18 protein-coding genes and 2 pseudogenes are annotated in these 17,953 nt (G+C 68.9%); 11 read left to right on the forward strand and 9 right to left on the reverse strand.

Annotation, left to right across the window (positions count from 1 at the left end; translation table 11 throughout):
- The 3 genes from ACZ4S3_RS00005 to ACZ4S3_RS00015 form a co-directional block, all read right to left on the reverse strand.
- A partial coding sequence (locus tag ACZ4S3_RS00005) for a TIM barrel protein (RefSeq protein WP_467923882.1) occupies nt 1-428 on the reverse strand: 428 nt, incomplete at its 3' end.
- Nucleotides 429-542: 114 nt separating this feature from the next.
- Nucleotides 543-2,330 carry a glyoxylate carboligase gene (gcl, locus tag ACZ4S3_RS00010; protein ID WP_467923884.1) on the reverse strand — a complete coding sequence of 596 codons (1,788 nt, stop codon included), beginning with the start codon at nt 2,328-2,330 and terminating at the stop codon, nt 543-545.
- 388 nt (nt 2,331-2,718) lie between these two features.
- On the reverse strand, nt 2,719-3,201 hold the full coding sequence (locus ACZ4S3_RS00015; protein ID WP_467923886.1) for a hypothetical protein: 483 nt from the start codon (nt 3,199-3,201) through the stop codon (nt 2,719-2,721).
- Between the two features lie 280 nt (nt 3,202-3,481).
- On the opposite strand from ACZ4S3_RS00015, the gene ACZ4S3_RS00020 reads away from it, so the two are divergent.
- Nucleotides 3,482-4,060, forward strand: a complete 579-nt coding sequence (locus tag ACZ4S3_RS00020) for a GNAT family N-acetyltransferase (RefSeq protein WP_467923888.1) — start codon at nt 3,482-3,484, stop codon at nt 4,058-4,060.
- Between the two features lie 175 nt (nt 4,061-4,235).
- Entirely contained in the window at nt 4,236-4,376 is a 141-nt protein-coding gene (locus ACZ4S3_RS00025) for a DUF6191 domain-containing protein (RefSeq protein ID WP_467923890.1), read from the forward strand.
- 123 nt (nt 4,377-4,499) lie between these two features.
- On the opposite strand, the gene ACZ4S3_RS00030 is transcribed toward ACZ4S3_RS00025, so the two are convergent.
- Nucleotides 4,500-5,726, reverse strand: a complete 1,227-nt coding sequence (locus ACZ4S3_RS00030; RefSeq protein WP_467923892.1) for an acyl-CoA dehydrogenase family protein — start codon at nt 5,724-5,726, stop codon at nt 4,500-4,502.
- A gap of 159 nt (nt 5,727-5,885) precedes the next feature.
- Between ACZ4S3_RS00030 and ACZ4S3_RS00035 the strand changes: the two genes are divergently transcribed.
- Nucleotides 5,886-6,533 (forward strand): TetR/AcrR family transcriptional regulator, encoded by a 648-nt coding sequence (locus tag ACZ4S3_RS00035; RefSeq protein ID WP_467923894.1) that lies wholly within the window; start codon nt 5,886-5,888, stop codon nt 6,531-6,533.
- Between the two features lie 185 nt (nt 6,534-6,718).
- On the opposite strand, the gene def is transcribed toward ACZ4S3_RS00035, so the two are convergent.
- Complete coding sequence (def, locus tag ACZ4S3_RS00040; protein ID WP_467923896.1) at nt 6,719-7,285, reverse strand: peptide deformylase; 567 nt, start codon at nt 7,283-7,285, stop codon at nt 6,719-6,721.
- A 200-nt stretch (nt 7,286-7,485) separates the two neighbouring features.
- Here def and ACZ4S3_RS00045 point away from each other — a divergent pair, with 200 nt between their 5' ends.
- From ACZ4S3_RS00045 to ACZ4S3_RS00065, 5 genes are all read left to right on the forward strand, one after another.
- On the forward strand, nt 7,486-8,724 hold the full coding sequence (locus ACZ4S3_RS00045) for a DUF1727 domain-containing protein (protein WP_467923898.1): 1,239 nt from the start codon (nt 7,486-7,488) through the stop codon (nt 8,722-8,724).
- Between the two features lie 29 nt (nt 8,725-8,753).
- On the forward strand, nt 8,754-9,482 hold the full coding sequence (locus ACZ4S3_RS00050) for a type 1 glutamine amidotransferase (RefSeq protein WP_467923900.1): 729 nt from the start codon (nt 8,754-8,756) through the stop codon (nt 9,480-9,482).
- A 196-nt stretch (nt 9,483-9,678) separates the two neighbouring features.
- Nucleotides 9,679-10,704, forward strand: a complete 1,026-nt coding sequence (locus tag ACZ4S3_RS00055; RefSeq protein WP_467923902.1) for a 6-phosphofructokinase — start codon at nt 9,679-9,681, stop codon at nt 10,702-10,704.
- Between the two features lie 117 nt (nt 10,705-10,821).
- Nucleotides 10,822-11,781, forward strand: a complete 960-nt coding sequence (locus ACZ4S3_RS00060; protein WP_467923904.1) for a cytochrome c oxidase assembly protein — start codon at nt 10,822-10,824, stop codon at nt 11,779-11,781.
- Between the two features lie 134 nt (nt 11,782-11,915).
- On the forward strand, nt 11,916-12,074 hold the full coding sequence (locus ACZ4S3_RS00065; protein WP_467923906.1) for a hypothetical protein: 159 nt from the start codon (nt 11,916-11,918) through the stop codon (nt 12,072-12,074).
- A 28-nt stretch (nt 12,075-12,102) separates the two neighbouring features.
- Here the strand turns inward: ACZ4S3_RS00065 and ACZ4S3_RS00070 are convergent, their stop codons facing one another.
- The 3 genes from ACZ4S3_RS00070 to ACZ4S3_RS00080 form a co-directional block, all read right to left on the reverse strand.
- Nucleotides 12,103-12,513 carry an SSI family serine proteinase inhibitor gene (locus ACZ4S3_RS00070; RefSeq protein ID WP_467923908.1) on the reverse strand — a complete coding sequence of 137 codons (411 nt, stop codon included), beginning with the start codon at nt 12,511-12,513 and terminating at the stop codon, nt 12,103-12,105.
- 286 nt (nt 12,514-12,799) lie between these two features.
- Nucleotides 12,800-13,903, reverse strand: coding sequence for a PP2C family protein-serine/threonine phosphatase (locus tag ACZ4S3_RS00075; RefSeq protein ID WP_467925159.1), 1,104 nt, complete (start codon nt 13,901-13,903; stop codon nt 12,800-12,802).
- A 404-nt stretch (nt 13,904-14,307) separates the two neighbouring features.
- A complete protein-coding gene (locus tag ACZ4S3_RS00080) occupies nt 14,308-14,652 on the reverse strand; it encodes an MmcQ/YjbR family DNA-binding protein (RefSeq protein ID WP_467925161.1) in 345 nt (114 codons plus the stop codon).
- Between the two features lie 171 nt (nt 14,653-14,823).
- Here ACZ4S3_RS00080 and ACZ4S3_RS00085 point away from each other — a divergent pair.
- The 3 genes and pseudogenes from ACZ4S3_RS00085 to ACZ4S3_RS00095 all read left to right on the forward strand — a co-directional run.
- Nucleotides 14,824-15,519: pseudogene (locus tag ACZ4S3_RS00085) on the forward strand (TIGR03557 family F420-dependent LLM class oxidoreductase); the annotation flags it as partial.
- A gap of 639 nt (nt 15,520-16,158) precedes the next feature.
- The gene (locus ACZ4S3_RS00090) at nt 16,159-16,539 is read left to right on the forward strand and encodes a hypothetical protein (RefSeq protein WP_467923910.1); all 381 of its coding nucleotides are present in this window, start codon (nt 16,159-16,161) and stop codon (nt 16,537-16,539) included.
- A 199-nt stretch (nt 16,540-16,738) separates the two neighbouring features.
- Nucleotides 16,739-17,035 (forward strand): annotated as a pseudogene (locus ACZ4S3_RS00095) (WXG100-like domain-containing protein); the annotation flags it as partial.
- On the opposite strand, the gene ACZ4S3_RS00100 reads toward ACZ4S3_RS00095, so the two are convergent.
- The gene (locus ACZ4S3_RS00100) at nt 17,026-17,727 is read right to left on the reverse strand and encodes a hypothetical protein (RefSeq protein WP_467925243.1); all 702 of its coding nucleotides are present in this window, start codon (nt 17,725-17,727) and stop codon (nt 17,026-17,028) included. The pseudogene ACZ4S3_RS00095 and the gene ACZ4S3_RS00100 sit on opposite strands and share 10 nt — an antisense overlap.
- Between the last annotated feature and the right edge of the window lie 226 nt (nt 17,728-17,953).

Below are 17,953 nucleotides of genomic sequence, written 5' to 3' on the forward strand. Positions count from 1 at the left end.
CGGGCGGCGAAGGCGAGGTTCTCCAGCGCGAGCTTGTCCTGCTCGGCCTCCGGGACGCCTTCGACGCGGTTGCCGTAGAGGGCGTTGAAGGTGGTGCAGCCCAGCGACGCGGCGAACTCGATCGCCACGGGGACATTGGCGCGGAACTTGTCGGACTCGGCACCCGGGATGGACAGGGCGCCGCGGTCGGGGCCGGGCAGCTGTCCGGCGTAGAAGTTCAGGCCCACCAGCTGGGTCCCGGCGTCGTTCAGGGCGTCGCGCAGCGCGTCCAGGTCCGCCTGCTCGGGGACCGGGGCGTCCACCCACGGCCACCACAGCTCCACCGCCGTGAAACCCGCCGCCCGTGCGGCCGCCGGCCGCTCCAGCAACGCGAGCTCGGTGAACAGAATCGACAGATTGACGTTGAAGCGCGTGTCCGTGAAACCCATGAAGGCCGGCGCCCCTTCCGAATAGCGGATTTGCATTTCTGTTGTACGGGATGGTGGCGACGCCGGGCGCAGCGGTCAAGCGCGCCCGGCACACCGTGTGAATCCGTACCGGTGTCAGCCCTTGAGGGGCTTGATCGCGGTGGGCGCGTGGCCCGGCTCGGTCGCGATCTCCTCGAACTCGGTGACATCGCTGATGTCGGCGGTCTTGCTCATCGCGATGTTGGTGATGCGCTCCAGGATCGCCTCGACGACGACCGGCACGCGGTACTCGGCGGCGAGCTTCTTGGCCTCCTCGAAGGCGGCCCCCAGCTCGTTCGGGTCGGTGACCCGGATCGCCTTGCAGCCCAGGCCCTCGGCGACCTTGACGTGGTCGACGCCGTAGACACCCAGTTCCGGGGAGTTGATGTTCTCGAACTCCAGGTTGACCTGGAAGTTGATGTCCAGGCCGATCTGCGCCTGACGGATCAGGCCCAGGTAGGAGTTGTTCACCAGGACGTGGACGTAGGGGATCCGGTGCTGCGCGCCGACCGCCAGCTCCTCGATCATGAACTGGAAGTCGTAGTCACCGGAGAGGGCGACGACCGGGGACTGCGGGTCGGCGGTGGCGACACCGAGCGCGGCCGGGATGGTCCAGCCCAGCGGGCCCGCCTGGCCGCAGTTGATCCAGTGGCGCGGCTTGTAGACGTGCAGCATCTGCGCGCCGGCGATCTGGGAGAGGCCGATGGTGGAGACGTAACGGGTCTCCGGGCCGAAGGCCTTGTTCATCTCCTCGTAGACGCGCTGCGGCTTCATCGGGATGTTGTCGAAGTGCGTACGGCGCTGCAGTTCGGCCTTGCGCTCCTGGGTGGAGGCGGCCCACTCGCCGTGGTCGGGCAGCTTGCCCTCGGCCTTGAGCTCCTTGGCGACCTCGACGAACAGCTCCAGCGCGGCCTTGGCGTCCGAGGCGATGCCGTAGTCGGGCGCGAAGATCTTGCCGATCTGGGTGGGCTCGATGTCGACGTGGACGAACTTACGGCCCTTGGTGTAGACGTCCAGCTTGTAACCGGTGTGGCGGTTGGCCCAGCGGTTGCCGATGCCGAGGACGAAGTCCGACTCCAGGAAGTTGGCGTTGCCGTAGCGGTGTGCGGTCTGCAGACCGACCATGCCGGCGTTCAGCTCGTGGTCGTCGGGGAGGACGCCCCAGCCCATCAGGGTGGGGATGACCGGGGTGCCGGTCAGCTCCGCGAACTCGACCAGCAGGTCGGCGGCGTCGGCGTTGATGATTCCGCCGCCGGCGACGATCACCGGGCGCTCCGCCGCGAGGTAGAGGGAGAGCGCCTTCTCGATCTGGGCGCGGCTCGCGATCGGCTTGTAGACGGGCAACGGCTGGTACGTCTCGGGGTCGAACTCGATCTCCGTCTGCTGGACGTCGATCGGCAGGTCGATCAGGACCGGGCCGGGGCGGCCGGAGCGCATCAGGTGGAAGGCCTGCTGGAAGACGCCCGGGACCTGCGCGGCCTCGAGCACCGTGGTCGCGGCCTTGGTGACGGGCTTGGCGATCGAGGCGATGTCGACGGCCTGGAAGTCCTCCTTGTGGATCACATGGGTCGGCGCCTGGCCGGTGATGCACAGGATCGGGATGGAGTCACCGATCGCGGAGTACAGGCCGGTGATCATGTCGGTGCCGGCCGGGCCGGAGGTGCCGATGCAGACACCGATGTTGCCCGGGTTGGTCCGCGTGTAGCCCTCGGCCATGTGCGAGGCGCCCTCGACGTGGCGAGCGAGCGTGTGATCGATGCCGCCACCTTCCTTGAGCGCCTTGTAGAAGGGGTTGATCGCCGCGCCCGGCACTCCGAAGGCGTTGGTCACGCCCTCGCGCTTGAGGATCTCCACTGCAGCGCGGGCGGCTGTCATTCGAGGCATCGAGTACTCCTGCGTCGACCTGTCAGGGGCATGTTTCCGGCGAAGAACCGGAAGGAACCGGCAAGCTCTTAATTCCGCATTATGGAATCAATGTTTTGCTTTATGGAAGAAACGTAGAGCGAGTCGATCCACCCGTCAAGGGGAGACGAGGCTCGCGATGCCGAAAAACCCGCGATGAGGTGCGCGAACGCGGCCGGCCGGACGGCACGCGGGCATGCGGCGCACGGACCTGCGGGCGGTACGGCTGGCCGGCGCACGGCTTGCCGGCGCACGGGCACGCGAAGAGCCGCGCACCGGGCGACGGCCCGAGGCGCGGCTCAGAGGTGTCCGGGTTGCCGTACGGGTTGCCGTACGGGTTGCCGTACGGGTTGCCGTACGGGTTGCCCGCTCAGCGGGCGCCGGGCGCGACGCCGCGACGACGGACGGCCTTGCGGTGGATGACTGCAGCCACGGCGCCGGCCGAGAGGGAGAAGCCCAGCAGAAGGACCTCGCTCGCTGCGGCGAGGACCGCATCGCCCCGGACGGCGTCCGCTCCCCCGTCGAGCTGCGGATCGACCAGGCCCGCGGGGTCCCGAAGCACACGTACGCGATCGCCGACCCGGTCGTCCTTGCTGCAGAAAAGCGCACCGGACGCCGTGGCGGTGCGCTCGTAGCGGAGGGCGCACCAATACGAGGTGCTCCTCCCGCGGGACTCGGTGATCCGCGCGATGACGCCTGGACGCGCCACACCCCGCGCCTGCAGCACCAGCCCCCGCGCCGCCCCCGCAGCGAACGCCGGCGTGGTGAGCAGCGGAACGATCATCAGCCACACCGTCACTATTCGCAGCAGCCGCAGCCGGAGCCGGAGCAGACCGTACCGAATGCGGGACAACCACCACCCAACAGGCCCGAAGGACGCAGACCAAGCGGCCCCCAGAACCCTCGACGTCACCTCGACATCGCCCGCCCTCAAGAATCCCGGCAGCGGCACGGGCAACTGACAACTCACCAGGTGAATCGTCATCATCCCCGCGAACGGATCCGGACGCCCACCAGCCACCGGACCTCACTCGGCGATCACACCTCCGCAAACCGTCGAGTCCCCCGCCTCCCCCCGCCCCCCAACCCGATATCGGATGGCGAACCCGGGCGTCAGTGAGGAAGATGCCGGAATGCGCACCTTCCTGGAAACCGGCCGGCTCGCCCTCCGTGCGTTCACCGAGGCCGACGTCGACCACCTGCTCGCGCTGGACAACGACCCCGAGGTCATGCGCTTCATCAACGGCGGCCGACCGACCAGCCGCGAGGCGGTCCAGGCGCAGACCGTGCCGCGGCTCCTCCACCACTACCCATGCTTCGGCACACGCGGCTACTGGGCTGCGGAGGAGAAGACCACCGGGACCTTCCTGGGCTGGTTCGAATTCCGGCCGCTGGCCGACTGCAGCCCCGCCGTGGTCGAACTCGGCTACCGGCTGAACACGGACGCCTGGGGCACCGGCTACGCCACGGAGGGATCGCGAGCCCTGATCCGCAAGGGATTCACGGACCTCGGGGTGGAGCGAGTGACCGCGAACACCATGACCGTCAACGCGCGATCCCGGCGCGTGATGGAAAAGGCGGGTCTGTCGTTCGTCCGGAGCTTCACCGGCGACTGGCCGCAGCCGATCGAGGGTACCGAGCACGGCGAAGTCGAGTACGCACTCACCCGGGCCGACTGGGAGCGGCGTCGGCAGGCTCCGGCCGTACCGTAGAGCGGTCGCGCCTGTTCACGTGCCGACGGGCCGTGCGCCAACTCAGCCCACGCCTCCGCCATCGGGGTGGAGGAAGACCTTGATCCAGCGGGCGTCGTGGTTACCAAGGTGCCGGTAGCCCTGCGGCACCTGGTCCAGCGGCAGTTCGTGCGAGACCATCCACGACGGCTCGGCCTTGCCTCCGTCGCGAGTCCAGCTGGAACAACGCCGGATCGAGCTGGTCTTGCGGGACGACGAACAGGACGGTGCGCCGAAGAGGACCGGCATTGATCTCGACTCGGGCACCGCCCTCATTGAGAAGCAGGGCGATCGATGACCCGACCCCAATCTCCCACAGGCCGCCTGAGGCGTCCGCAGCGAATCGATGCCCCCGTCCCCCCACCGAGGACGAGGCCATCGCTTACGCGTTGATCTACGCGTGTCCTGCTGGCACTTTGCCTTACCGGATCGGCATTCCCGAAAGAGTCCGGGCGATCACGAGGCGCTGGATCTCACTCGTGCCTTCGAAAATGGTGTAGATCGCGGCGTCGCGATGCATCCGCTCGACCGGGTATTCGCGGGTGAAGCCGTTGCCGCCGAGGATCTGTACGGCCTGGGCGGTGACCTTCTTGGCGACCTCGCTGGCGAAGAGCTTCGACATGGAGCCCTCGGCGGAGGTGAAGGGCTTGCCGGTGACCGCCATCCAGGAGGCGCGCCAGACCAGCAGGCGGGCGGCGTCGATCTGGGTGCGCATATCGGCGAGCTGGAAGGCGACACCCTGGTTGTCGATGATCGGGCGGCCGAACTGCTCGCGGGTCTTGGCGTACTCCAGGGCCTCTTCGTACGCGGCGCGGGCGGTGCCGACCGCCATGGCGCCGACCGCCGGGCGGGACGCCTCGAAGGTGGCCATCGCAGCGTTCTTCACGCGCTCGCCGCCGTTCTTGGCCCGTTCGCGGGCGCGGGCGAGGCGCTCGTCGAGCTTCTCCTTGCCGCCGAGCAGGCAGTGGCCGGGGACCCGGACGTTCTCCAGGACGACCTCGGCGGTGTGCGAGGCGCGGATGCCGTGCTTCTTGAACTTCTGGCCCTGGGAGAGGCCAGGGGTGTTCGGGGGGACGATGAAGGAGGCGTGGCCCTTGGAGCCGGCGTCGGGGTCGACGACCGCGACGACGACATGGACGTTGGCGATGCCGCCGTTGGTGGCCCAGGTCTTGGTGCCGTTGAGGACCCACTCGTCCTTGGCCTCGTCGTAGACCGCGCGGGTCCGCATGGCCGACACGTCGGATCCGGCGTCCGGCTCGGAGGAGCAGAAGGCGGCGACCTTCACGTCACTGGCATCGCCGTACATCTGCGGCACCCAGGTGCCTATCTGCTCCTCGGTGCCGTTGGCGAGGACACCGACGGCAGCGAGGCCGGTGCCGACGATCGACAGGGCGATGCCGGCGTCGCCCCAGAACAGCTCCTCCATGGCCATCGGGATGCCCAGGCCCGTAGGGTCGAAGAACTGCTGGGCGTAGAAGTCCAGCGAGTACAGGCCGATCTTGGCGGCTTCCTGGATGACCGGCCAGGGGGTCTCCTCGCGCTCGTCCCACTCTGCGGCGGCGGGGCGCATGACGTCCGCGGCGAAGCCGTGAATCCAGTCACGGACTTCCTTCTGCTCATCGTTGAGCTCCATGGTGAACTCGGCCATGACCCCTCCAGCGCTGCGATCTTTCAGATGTTACTTGCGGTAACCTGAGTCTGTTACTCGCCAGTAAGGGATGTCAACTACCCGGGCTTCGAATTCACCGTGGAGTTCGGGTGTTACGTTGCGCGAGCGCCACGGATTCACGAGGGTGGGAGCACAACCATGGAGAACACACAGCACGGCGGCCGTCGGCAGACGGCGACCGAGCGCAGACGGCGGGAGCTTTTGGAGGCTGCGGAGCGGATCGTGCTGCGCGACGGCCCGGAAGCGTCGATGAACGCCATCGCCGCCGAGGCCGGCATCACCAAACCGATCCTCTACCGCCACTTCGGTGACAAGGGCGGGCTCTACCGTGCGCTGGCCGTACGGCACACCGACGCCCTGCTGGACAATCTGCGGACCGCACTGGACGCACCGGTCCTGCGCCGCGACCGGGTCGAGGCCACCCTCGACGCCTATCTGGTGGCGATCGAGACCCGGCCGCAGGTCTACCGCTTCCTGATGCACCCGTCCGACGAACAGGGGCAGGCCGAATCCGGCTTCGACGTGGGCCGGCACTCCGCCCCGCTGCTGCGCCGGCTCGGCGAGGAGCTGGCCAAGGTGATCGCCGACCGGCTCGATCTGGGGCCCGAGGGCGAGGAGCGGGCGCGGGTGTGGGGACACGGCATCGTCGGCATGATGCATGCCGCCGGGGACTGGTGGCTGCGGGAACGTCCCTGCTCCCGCGAGAAGTTGGTGCAGCATCTGACGGATCTGCTGTGGGGACAGCTGGCCACCGTCAAGGACTTCGCGGGCGGCCCCGGCTTCTAGCTGCCGGCCCCGGCTCATAGCCGCCGGTCCCGGCCTATAGCCGCCGGCGCCGGCGCCGGCAGCCGGGCAGCGGCTTGCCGATGATGTGGGGAGCCACGGGAATAGCACTCCGGAGCCCCCGCGTTGTGGCCCCGAAGGGGGCGCCCGTATCCCCTACGGGATCTGTTCCCCCCACCCCTAAGGGGTCAGCGGCCGATCCCGGGCTTCCCCACAGGGGTGGCCCACGGCGCGCGGGCGGCCGCGCGCAGCGCCCGGCGGCGTCGCAGCCCGGTGAGGTGGTCGACGTACAGGCCGCCCTCCAGGTGGTCGCACTCATGCTGGAGACAGCGGGCGAAGAAGCCGGTGCCGGTCACGGTCCTCGGCTCGCCGGTCGCGCTGAGCCCTTCCACAACGGCGTGGTCGTGGCGCGGCGTACCGGCCTCGATACCGGGCAGCGACAGACAGCCCTCGGGCCCACGGATGACGGGGCCGTCGGCCTCGACGAGCCGGGGGTTGACGAGGTGCCCGAGGTGGCGGCGGTCCTCGTCGTCGGGGCAGTCGTAGACAAACACCCTCAAAGGGACGCCGATTTGGTTCGCGGCGAGGCCGACGCCACGGGCCGCGTACATTGTCGCGTACATGTCCTCGATCAGCCGGGCGAGCTCGCCGTCGAAGGCGGTGACCTCCTGGCAGGGCGTATGCAGGGCCAGGTCGCCGAGGAGGCGCATGGGGCGCGGACGGCCGGTGCTGCCGGGGATCGTACGGGAGCGCATGGCGTCAAGCGTACGGTCCACAGGACGGCGTCCCGGTCATACCGGATGTCGCGGCACGGGTGGCGGGGTTCGGGCCCACGGCCGGATCTCGATAGGCTGATCCCCGACCGAAGCCCCCGGCCGGTCATCGGCTGCGGAGGAGGCGTTCCACCGGCAGCCACGTGGCAGGCGGGCGCCGGATGCAAGGAGGATCAAGGACGATGGCAGGCAACACGGAGCCGCTGTCGCCGCGGGCCAAGCTGGCCGTGACGGCGGGCAAGGCCGCGGCGGCGGTATCGCGCGCGGCGGGCCGCGGCAGCGGATCGGTGATCGGTGGCCGGGTGGCGCTCAAGCTCGACCCCGACCTGCTGGCGCGGCTGGCCCGGCACCTGGACGTGATCCTGGTGTCGGCGACCAATGGCAAGACGACCACGACGCGACTGATCGCGGAGGCGCTGCGGGCCAGCGGCCCGGTGGTCTCCAACGCGCTCGGCGCCAATATGCCGGCGGGCATCACCTCCGCGCTGGCCGGCGGCTCGGACGCCAAGTACGGCGTTATCGAGGTGGACGAGAAGTACCTGGCCGGCGTGGCCCGGGATGTCACGCCCAAGGCCATAGCGCTGCTGAACCTCTCGCGTGACCAGCTGGACCGCGCCGCGGAGACGCGGATGCTGGCTGAGCACTGGCGCGAGGGGCTGGCCGGTTCCAAGGCCCTGATCGTGGCCAACGCCGACGACCCGCTGATCGTGTGGGCGGCTTCGTCGTCCGCGAATGTGGTGTGGGTCGCGGCCGGGCAGGAGTGGAAGGACGACGCCTGGTCCTGCCCCTCGTGCGGTGGCGTGATGCAGCGGCCCGGCGACGACTGGTTCTGCGGCGAGTGCGGCTTCCGCCGGCCGACGCCCAGCTGGGCGCTGTCCGGCGATCATGTCCTGGACCCGCACGGCAGCGCCTGGCCGATCAAGCTTCAGCTGCCGGGGCGCGCCAATAAGGCGAACGCCACGACGTCGGCCGCGGTCGCCGCCGCCTTCGGGGTGCCGCCGCAGGTCGCCCTGGAGCGGATGTACGGCGTGCAGGCGGTGGCCGGCCGCTATGACGTGGTCACGTTCCTGGAGCGGGAGCTGCGGCTGCTGCTGGCGAAGAACCCGGCCGGCTGGCTGGAGACGTTCTCGCTGATCGACCCGCCGCCGACCCCGGTGATCATGTCGGTGAACGCCCGCGGCGCGGACGGCACCGATACCTCCTGGCTGTGGGACGTCGACTACACCCGGCTGGCCGGGCACCCGATCTTCGTGCTCGGGGACCGCAAGCTGGACCTGGCGGTGCGCCTCGAGGTCGCCGGACTCGACTTCCATGTGTGCGACAACATCGATGAGGCGGTCCAGATGGCGCCGCCCGGCCGGATCGAGGTCATCGCCAACTACACGGCCTTCCAGGACCTGCGCCGCCGCGTGGGCAACTGAGCGCGATGCGCGGACAAGGACGAGCGAGCATGAGTGACAACAGCCTGCGCCTGGTGTGGATCTATCCGGACCTGCTGAGCACATACGGCGACCAGGGCAACGCCCTGGTGGTGGAGCGGCGGGCGCGTCAGCGCGGTCTGGACGTACAGCGCCTGGACGTACGGTCCGACCAGCAGATTCCCACCTCCGGCGACATCTATCTGATCGGTGGCGGCGAGGACCGGCCGCAGCGCCTGGCGTCCGAGCGGCTGATCCGTGACGGCGGTCTGCACCGCGCGGTCTCCAACGGCGCGATCGTCTTCTCGGTGTGCGCCGGATACCAGATCCTGGGCCATGAGTTCGTCAATGACCTCGGCAAGCAGCAGGAGGGCCTGGGGCTGCTGGACGTGGTGAGCACCCGCGGCGAGGCCGAGCGGTGCGTGGGCGACGTACTGGCCGATATCGACCCGCAGTTGGGGCTGCCGCCGCTGACCGGTTTCGAGAACCACCAGGGCGTGACGCATCTGGGTGAGACCGCCCGGCCGTTCGCCAAGGTGCGCTTCGGCAAGGGCAACGGCGTTGGTGACGGCTACGAGGGCGCGTACAACGACACCGTCTTCGGCACGTACATGCACGGTCCCGTCATGGCCCGTAACCCCCACATCGCCGACCTGCTGATCAAGCTGGCGCTGGATGTCAATGCGCTGCCTCCGGTGGATGACCGCTGGTACGAGGCGCTCCGACAGGAACGTATCGCCGCGGCAACTCAGCCCGCCTGATGTCCGCCTGACGCCTGCTTGATGCCCGCTTGATGCCCATTTGGGCGTTTCGCCGGCTTCCAGGTGATTTCGTACGCCCGCAGTCCGCACTGCGGGCGTACGTGTGCCCGGTGGCCCCGCGCTTGTAGGGTGAGCGGGATCCAACCGGACGACGGGGTCCGGGCCTCCGGTTGAGTTGCAGAGGGTTTTTCGAGCAATGCGTATTGGTGTCCTCACCTCCGGCGGCGACTGCCCCGGTCTGAACGCCGTCATCCGGTCCGTCGTCCACCGCGCCACCGCCGATCACGGCGATGAGGTGATCGGCTTCCACGATGGCTGGAAGGGCCTGCTGGAGTGCGATTACCGCAAGCTGGACCTGGATGCCGTCGGCGGCATCCTGGCGCGCGGCGGCACCATCCTCGGGTCGTCGCGGGTGCAGCCCGCGCATCTGCGGGACGGTGTCGAACGGGCCCGCGGCCATGTCGCGGAGCTCGGCCTGGACGCGATCATCCCGATCGGCGGCGAGGGCACGCTGAAGGCGGCGCGGCTGCTGTCGGACGCCGGGCTGCCGATCGTCGGCGTACCCAAGACCATCGACAACGACATCGCCGTCACGGACGTGACCTTCGGCTTCGATACGGCGGTGGGCGTCGCCACCGAGGCGCTGGACCGGCTCAAGACCACCGCCGAATCGCACCAGCGGGTCATGATCGTCGAGGTCATGGGGCGGCACACCGGCTGGATCGCGCTGCACTCGGGCATGGCGGCCGGGGCGCACGCGATCGTGGTGCCGGAGCGCCCCTTCGACATCGACGAGCTCACCGCGCGGGTCTCCGCGCGCTTCGAAGCCGGCAAGAAGTTCGCGATCGTGGTGGTCGCCGAGGGCGCCAAGCCGCGCGAGGGCTCCATGTCCTTCGACGTCGGCGCCAAGGACATCTACGGCCATGAGCGGTTCGCCGGGGTCGCCCGGCAGCTGTCCGTCGAGCTGGAGAACCGCCTCGGCAAGGAGGCCCGGCCGGTCATTCTCGGCCATGTCCAGCGCGGCGGTACGCCCACCGCGTACGACCGGGTGCTGGCGACCCGCTTCGGCTGGCACGCCGTGGAGGCGGCGCACCGCGGTGACTTCGGGATGATGACGGCGCTGCGCGGCACGGACATCACGCTGGTGCCGCTGGCCGAGGCCGTGGAGAGCCTGAAGACGGTGCCCGCGCAGCGGTATGACGAGGCCGAGTGCGTGCTGTGACCGCGGCGGTCCCCGTCCGATAGTTCCGTGCTGTACGAACCGCCCCCGGCCGATGCGATGGCCGGGGGCGGTTCTAGTCTTGTCGCCGGAGCATTGGTACGAATCAGGAGCGAGCGGATGCATCACGGCGGGCACGGCATGGACGGCATGAACATGGATCTGCCGCCGTTCACGCTGGGGCGGGGGCTGGAGTTCGGTGGTGATCCGTTCTTTCTCGTCGGCTGCCTGCTGGGACTGCTGCTGTACGGCTGGGCGGTGCTCCGGCTGCGGCGGCGGGGGGATCACTGGCCGGTGAGCCGGGTCATCGCCTGGGTCGTGGGCGTACTGACGGTGGCTCTGGTGATGTGCACCAAGCTCAACGACTACGGCATGGCGATGTTCAGCGTGCACATGGTGCAGCACATGGTCATCAGCATGCTGTCGCCGATCCTGCTGCTGCTCGGGGCGCCGGTGACGCTGGCGCTGCGTGTGCTGCCGACCGCCGGGCGCGGCCGCAAGGGACCGCGTGAACTCCTGGTGGCGCTGCTGCACAGCCGCTATATGCGGATCATCTCGCACCCGGCATTCACCATCCCCCTCTTCATCGCGAGCCTCTACGCCCTGTACTTCTCGCCGCTCTTCGACTTCCTGATGGAGTCGCGGGCCGGGCACATCGCGATGATGGTGCACTTCCTCGCCGTCGGCCTGGTCTTCTTCTGGCCGATCATGGGCGTCGACCCGGGTCCGCACCGGCCGGGCTATGTGATGCGGATGCTGGAGCTGTTCGCCGGTATGCCCTTCCATGCGTTCTTCGGGATCGCGCTGATGATGGCGTCGGAGCCGATGGTCAACACGTTCCTGCACCCGCCGGCCTCGCTGGGCATCGAGGCGCTGTCCGACCAGACGGCCGCGGGCGGCATCGCCTGGGCGTTCAGCGAGATCCCGTCCGTAGTGGTCCTGATCGCCCTGGTCTTCCAGTGGTACAAGTCCGAGGAGCGCCAGGCGACGCGCGCGGACCGGGCCGCCGACCGCAACGGCGACAAGGATCTGGCCGACTACAACGCCTATCTCGCCTCGCTCAACGCGCGGGGGCAGTAAGCGCGGGGGCAGTAAGCGCGGGGGCAGTAAGGCGGGCACGCCAGCTAGCGGTACGGGCCGCGGCCGGGGACGATGGTCCCATGGCCGCGGCCCGTGGCACAGGTGCTCCGGGCTGCCGTGAGGAGGTTGCGGGTATGCCCGGATCTGCCAAGACGATGGCTGTGTGCACGGTGGGCGGCCTGGTGGTCGCGACCGCGTACACCGTGGCCTTGGGTGGCAACGGCTGGGTCTGGTTCCTGTGGGTCGTGCTGGCGTTGGTGACGGCCGGGATGGTGACGGCGCGGCGGGTCTGAGGGCGGCGGGCGCCGGAGCGGCCGGGTCTCAGAAGCGGAAGACCGGCCCGGTGTCGGAGTCCATGACGCAGCTGTTCGGGAACGACTTGCGCCATGCCACCGGGCGGCCGTGCCAATCACCTGTCACCGCGACGGTGACCGGGTCGTACTGCTTGGTGCACGGGCGCGGGTCCCCCGGCAGCGCGTCCAGATCGCCGTCGGCCTCGGCCAGCGCCACGCAGGCGGCCTCGCCGTGCGGATGGCTGCCGCGGGTGTCCGGGCAGTTGAGCTGCACCCCACGGATCCAGGTGTCGCCGGAACCGGACACCGTCAGAAACAGGCCACGGTCACGGGGCGGCTCGACCGCGCCCGCCGGGATCCCCGAGGCGGCGGCCAGCGTGCTGAGCACGGCGACGGCGGTGAGCGCGACGGCACGGGGTACGCGGCGGGCATGGGGCATGCGGTTCTCCTGAGGGTGGCTCGGTGGGAGCGAGCGCGGGTGCACGCGGGGCCAGCGCACCCCGGCATACGCCGGTGGGCCAGCTGCCACGCCGCGAGGTCGCCCGTATGGACCGGCAGCGGCGTACTCGGGCTCGGGGAGGTGGGAGGTGAACCCGGCGGCGTTCCGTGTGGAGGCGCAGCTCTCCCCGCGATGCCGCGATGCCGCGATGCCGCGATGCCGCGATGCCGCGAACGAGCGGATCCGCCGGTCTCGGACCACCACCCGCGTGAGGTGCCGCGCCCGGTCAGTCCCGCGGTTCGGGTCTTCCGGCGCCGCGGTGGAAACCGTCGAGGTGGGTGATCTTCCCGTGGTGGCGTCCATGGTGGTGAGCGGGTGTCCGGTGAATCGCGATGATCGCGGCGTCGTCGCCGAGACGTCCGCCGACGTGGGCGAGGAGATCGCGCCGGAGGTGGTGCAGGAGTGCCTCTGGGGAGTTCTCGGTCCACTGGGCGGCCCGTTCCTCGAACGGGTAGAAGTCTCCGCCCCGGTCACGCGCTTCGATGACGCCGTCGGTGTAGAGGAGGAGGGTGTCTCCGGCCTCGAAGGTGAACACGTCGAGGGTGTAGCCCGCCGGCCCTGTGCCGCCGACCCCCAGCGGGGGCGCGGGGTGCAGACTCGGAACGGTGACGGAGGACCCCGGGCTGAGCAGCAGGGGTGCGGGGTGGCCGCAGCTGGTCATCCGGGTGACGTGGCCCTCGTCGGGGATCTCCAGCAGCAAGGTGGTGACGAAGCGTTCTCCGGCCTCGTCCGCCGGCTCGAAGTCGGCCTGGTAGCGGGTGACGCTCTGTTCCAGGGCCGCGGCCAGCTCGGGCAGCTGGGATTGCTGGTGGGCGGCCTCGCGGAAGGCGCCCAGCAGGAGAGCGGCTTCTCCCACGGCAGCCAGGCCTTTGCCCCGTACGTCACCGATCATCACCCGGGTCCCGCTTTCGACGCGGGTGGCCGCGTACAGGTCACCGCCGATCTGGGCCTCGTCCTCCGCCGCCAGGTAGAGGGAGGCGATCCGCAGTGGCCCGATTCTTTCCGGGAGCGGCCACAGCAGGACGTGCTGCGCGGCTTCGGCCACCGACCGGACCTGAGCCAGCTCCCGTCTTCGGCGCTCGCGCACGACGCAGAAGAACACGATCAGGGCGGAGAGCACGGCGAGGGCGACGATCTGCACCAGCACGTTCCGGGTGGCCAGCACACCGAAGTGCAGGCCGATGTATGCCTGGGCCGCCATCGCCAGGATCCCGATCACCCCGGTCAGCAGTGGACCGGCAAATGAGGCGGTGATCGCCGGCGCGATGACCAGCAGCGGTCCCAGATGGATGTCGGCCGGTACCAAAAGGTCCACGATCGTGATCACGATGATGAGCACAACGGGAATCGCCAGCAGTGCATGACCCGGCCGCCATGGCTCCCGCAGACCCGCAAAACGCTCCCTGAGGCCCACGTCTTCCACAGTGCACCGCCCCCGGACGGTGCACGAGTCGGCCGGGTGGCGTCGATCGGTCGATCCCGGTCGTTGCGGGGCCCGCGCCCCGCTCGGTACCGGACCTCCAGAACACTCCGTACTCGACCCGTTGAACCCGTTGAACCCGTTGACCCCGTTGACCCCGTTGAACCCGTTGAACCCGTTGAAACATCAACCGAGGGGGCGTGCGCGCTGCTGGGGATTTTCACGGCTCCGACCGGAGTTCCGGAGTTCCGAAATTCCGTCAACGTTCTGGCTTATTCCCTCTCGGCTGTGTACGCAATGACCTCCGCCGCGGCTCAGCCCGCCCCGGGAAAATCGTTCACCAGCTGCGGCGGGGCTGCCTGCTTCCAGGAGTCCACCAGGATGTCCCGGAGCTCGTCCATATCCTCCAGCTCGGCAAGTCGCACCCGTACCCAGGCGGAGGCGGCCTCGTGCGGCGGCACCCAAAACTTTCCCGGCTCCGCCGCGATCAGCTCCTGCCGCTCGTGGATGGGGCACCGCACGGCGAACGACGTCTCATCGTCGGGGAGCGTGATGAACATCTTCCCGGCGACCCGGAAGGTGGGCATGCCCCAGGCGATCTTCTCCACCGTCTCCGGCAGGGAAAGGGCGATGCGACGGACGTCGTCGGAATCGGTCATCGTCATGGTCACTACGTTAGCCACGCAGAGGAGCTTGCACGGAGACACCTGCTTCGGGCTGCCATGGAGCCTCCACGGAGCGCTGCCGCAGAGGAAGGCAGTGCCCCGGCGCCGTGATGACGGCCAGGGACGGGATCACAATGTGCGCAGGGCGGGAAGCAGGCTCGTGTTTGCCCAGTCGAGTGCTATCACCCTGCGGTCGTCGCCCGGAAGTCGGCCACCGTGCAGTTGCTGTCCGAGGGGCGCTTCCGGCTGGGGCTGAGCTCGGGCGAGAACCTCAACGAGCATGTGGTGGGCGGCGGATGGCCGGGCGTCCGTGAGCGGCACGCGAAGTTCGCCGAAGCGGTGGAGATCATCCGCGCACTGTTCAGCGGTGAGACCGTCCATCGCCGCGGCGCGCACTTCGATGTGGAGGCCGCCAAGCTCTGGGATCTGCCCGACGCACCCCCGCCCATCGCCATCGCCATCGCCATCTCCGGCGAGGACTCCTGCGCCCTCGCCGGGCGGCTCGGGGACCCGGTGATCGCCGTCGAGCCGAAGGCCGCACCGGTCAAGTCCTTTGACCGGCATGGCGGCGCAGGCAAGCCCCGCGTGGGCCGGCTGCCCAGCTGCTACGACCCGGACCGGGACGCCGCGATCCGCCGGGCTCATGACCAGTTCCGGTGGTTCGGCGGCGGCTGGAAGGTCAACTCCGAACTCTCCGGCACCAGCTCCGGCACCTTCGCCGACGCGACGCAGTTCGTACGGCCCGACGACGTGGCCGGGGCGATCCCGTGCGGTGACGACGTCGGGGACTTCGTCGACGCCGTACGGCCGTACGCGGTGGCGGGGTTCACTGAGATCGCCGTGGTCCAGTTCGGGGCGAACGTACGAGGTGACGTACGACATGAGCGGGATACGGGAGGTCGCCTGCACGGCCGCTCCCAGCACACTCCAGGCGTAAAGGGCGTGCCCTGAGAAGCCGGCCAAGGGGAGTGTTGGGGTCGGGGGCAGCGTGGTAGCCGGTGATTCGGCCGGCCCGCCCCGGTCGGCCTGACGACGCGGCGTACGGCGGCAGGAACGTCAGCACGAGCCGAGCGGCGCGGCGCCGGCCGCTCCGAGCCCGTGCGCGGTGTGCCGTGCATGACGATCCGGGCCGCATGTCACAGGGCGGGATGGCCGGTTATGGCCCTCTCCTCCATTGAACGCAAGATAAGGGGAGTAGGCTCTTCCGCCCCTAGCTCTTCCCTTGCTCTTCCCTTGACTCCTCCACCCGCGGAAGTGAGCCGATACGGGTACGGCCGCCCTGTCGTAGCGCTGCGGTCGCCGGCTCGGCACCTCGGGAAGGGGACAGGAGCGAGGCGGACGGGCGCTCCGTCAAGGCGCCAGATCAAGCCATCCAATGCAGACCAACGCCCGCACTCCGCAACGAAGCTGTAGCAAGCGGCGTCTTGAGGGCATGTCAGTGATGGTTAAACTTTTCAGCACCGACGTGGCGATGGCGACGTCCAGGCGAAGGGAAGCACGATGGGGGACGGGCTCAAGGCCGACATCGCCTCGTTGCGTACGGGCGGCAGCGATTTTGACCGGATCGGCCAGAGCTACCAGAGCCTCGTCGACACGTTGAAGAACGGGCTGACCTCACTGGAGGGCCAGGACACGCCGCCGTGGGGGGATGACGACCTGGGGGAGAAATTCGGCGTCGTCTACGAGGGCCTGCGGGACGGCATGTACGAATCGATGGGCCATCTCGCCGCCAAACTCCAGGAAATCGGCGGCGGGTTGAACAACATGGCCAAGAACCACGAGGCCGACGAAAACTTCAATGAGTCCATGATGAAGCAGCATGTGGCGAATGCCGAGGCGGAGAGCCAGTTGATTTCCCGCTTCAAGAGCCCCAGCGTCTAGAGCCCTTGTCCAGGCTTTCTTTCACTCAAGGCGATCAACCTCGCTGATCCGAGCCTTTGTCCCTGACCCTTGATCCGTTCATACGTGAACCACAGCCAGCCGGGAGAACCCAGCCGTGTCGTTGATGCTGCCGGACGCACTTGAGTGGGTTCTTGAAATGCTGGGGTTCAACTGGCCCACAGCGGACGAGGACAAGTTGATGGACTCCGCCCAGAAGTGGCGGGACTTCGCGGCCGGGGTGGAGGACCTCCAGCATCAGGGCGTCAAGGCGGCCGGCGACGTGGTGTCGTCCAACTCGGGCGACTCCATCGAAGGCTTCCATACGACGTGGGAGAAGTTCGCGAGCGGTTCAGGCTACTTCGACGACGCCCGTAACGCGGCGAACGCCATTGCCTTCGCTCTGGATGCCGCGGCCGGACTCGTCATCGGAATGAAAGTCGCGGTGATCGCCCAATTGGCGATCCTCGCAGCGGAAATCATCGCGGCTCAGGCCGCGGCGCCGTTCACCTTCGGATTGTCCGAGGCGGGAGCCGTGGCGGCGACCGTCGCCACCCGTGCGATCGTACGGAAAATCATCAAGGAAGCGGCGAAACAGGTTCTAGACGCGGTCCTGGAGACGGTGAAGGAACCGGCAATCTCGGCGCTGCAGGCCATGATTTCGGACGTCATCGCACAGTCCGTGAACATGAACTTCGATGCGCAGAACGGCTTCGACGTCGGCCGTACGGTGAAGAAGGGCGCCGAGGAAGGCGTCAACGCAATCAAGAACTCAGGACAGACATTCACCGAGGCACTGCGTGATGGCGCGGGCGCCAAGGCCGGACACCACGCCCGGAACGGTTTGGAATCGGCGGCCGGGCACAACTCCGGCGACGGTTCCGGGAAAGACTCCGGCGGCGCGAGTGAGACCAGCAGCGGCTCGGACAAGGGAAGTGACAAAGGCGGCGGTGGGGAGTCGTCTTCGGGTGGCTCGTCGTCGTCGAGCGGTTCGTCGTCGTCGGGTGGCTCCCCGTCCTCGGGCGGTTCGTCGTCGTCGGGTGGCTCCTCGTCGTCGGATGGCTCGTCGCCCGGTACGTCCGGGGGTGACGGCTCGCCGAACGGCTCGTCCAGTGGCGCTTCGCACAACGACGGTTCAGGCGACAGCAGTCCCAACGGCGGCACCGGGATCTCGACGAACTCTGCCGGCAACTCGAGTCCGCAGTCGCAGTCCGACGCCCGAGGCGATTCCTCTGGCGGTGGTGGCGAGTCACCGGACCGCGGCGATTCGTCCGCACCCGCACGGTCCGACTCTCCGCCTCCGAGCCAGCTGACTCCGTTCGACGCCGGTTATCGCGAAGCGCAGAGCGGCGGCGACGCGCTGTCGGGTGCCTCCCCCGACTCCACGTCGTCCCCGTCCGATGGATCGCCGTCCTCG

The organism is Streptomyces sp. NPDC028368, assembly GCF_055565615.1.

Excerpts from the sequence above, each read along its gene's own strand:
- gcl (WP_467923884.1), bottom strand. The coding sequence starts at position 2,330 with ATGCCTCGAATGACAGCCGCCCGCGCTGCAGTGGAGATCCTCAAGCGC.
- ACZ4S3_RS00020 (WP_467923888.1), top strand. The coding sequence starts at position 3,482 with ATGCGCACCTTCCTGGAAACCGGCCGGCTCGCCCTCCGTGCGTTCACC.
- ACZ4S3_RS00030 (WP_467923892.1), bottom strand. The coding sequence starts at position 5,726 with ATGGCCGAGTTCACCATGGAGCTCAACGATGAGCAGAAGGAAGTCCGT.
- ACZ4S3_RS00035 (WP_467923894.1), top strand. The coding sequence starts at position 5,886 with ATGGAGAACACACAGCACGGCGGCCGTCGGCAGACGGCGACCGAGCGC.
- def (WP_467923896.1), bottom strand. The coding sequence starts at position 7,285 with ATGCGCTCCCGTACGATCCCCGGCAGCACCGGCCGTCCGCGCCCCATG.
- ACZ4S3_RS00045 (WP_467923898.1), top strand. The coding sequence starts at position 7,486 with ATGGCAGGCAACACGGAGCCGCTGTCGCCGCGGGCCAAGCTGGCCGTG.
- ACZ4S3_RS00050 (WP_467923900.1), top strand. The coding sequence starts at position 8,754 with ATGAGTGACAACAGCCTGCGCCTGGTGTGGATCTATCCGGACCTGCTG.
- ACZ4S3_RS00055 (WP_467923902.1), top strand. The coding sequence starts at position 9,679 with ATGCGTATTGGTGTCCTCACCTCCGGCGGCGACTGCCCCGGTCTGAAC.
- ACZ4S3_RS00060 (WP_467923904.1), top strand. The coding sequence starts at position 10,822 with ATGCATCACGGCGGGCACGGCATGGACGGCATGAACATGGATCTGCCG.
- ACZ4S3_RS00065 (WP_467923906.1), top strand. The coding sequence starts at position 11,916 with ATGCCCGGATCTGCCAAGACGATGGCTGTGTGCACGGTGGGCGGCCTG.
- ACZ4S3_RS00070 (WP_467923908.1), bottom strand. The coding sequence starts at position 12,513 with ATGCCCCATGCCCGCCGCGTACCCCGTGCCGTCGCGCTCACCGCCGTC.
- ACZ4S3_RS00080 (WP_467925161.1), bottom strand. The coding sequence starts at position 14,652 with ATGACCGATTCCGACGACGTCCGTCGCATCGCCCTTTCCCTGCCGGAG.
- ACZ4S3_RS00090 (WP_467923910.1), top strand. The coding sequence starts at position 16,159 with ATGGGGGACGGGCTCAAGGCCGACATCGCCTCGTTGCGTACGGGCGGC.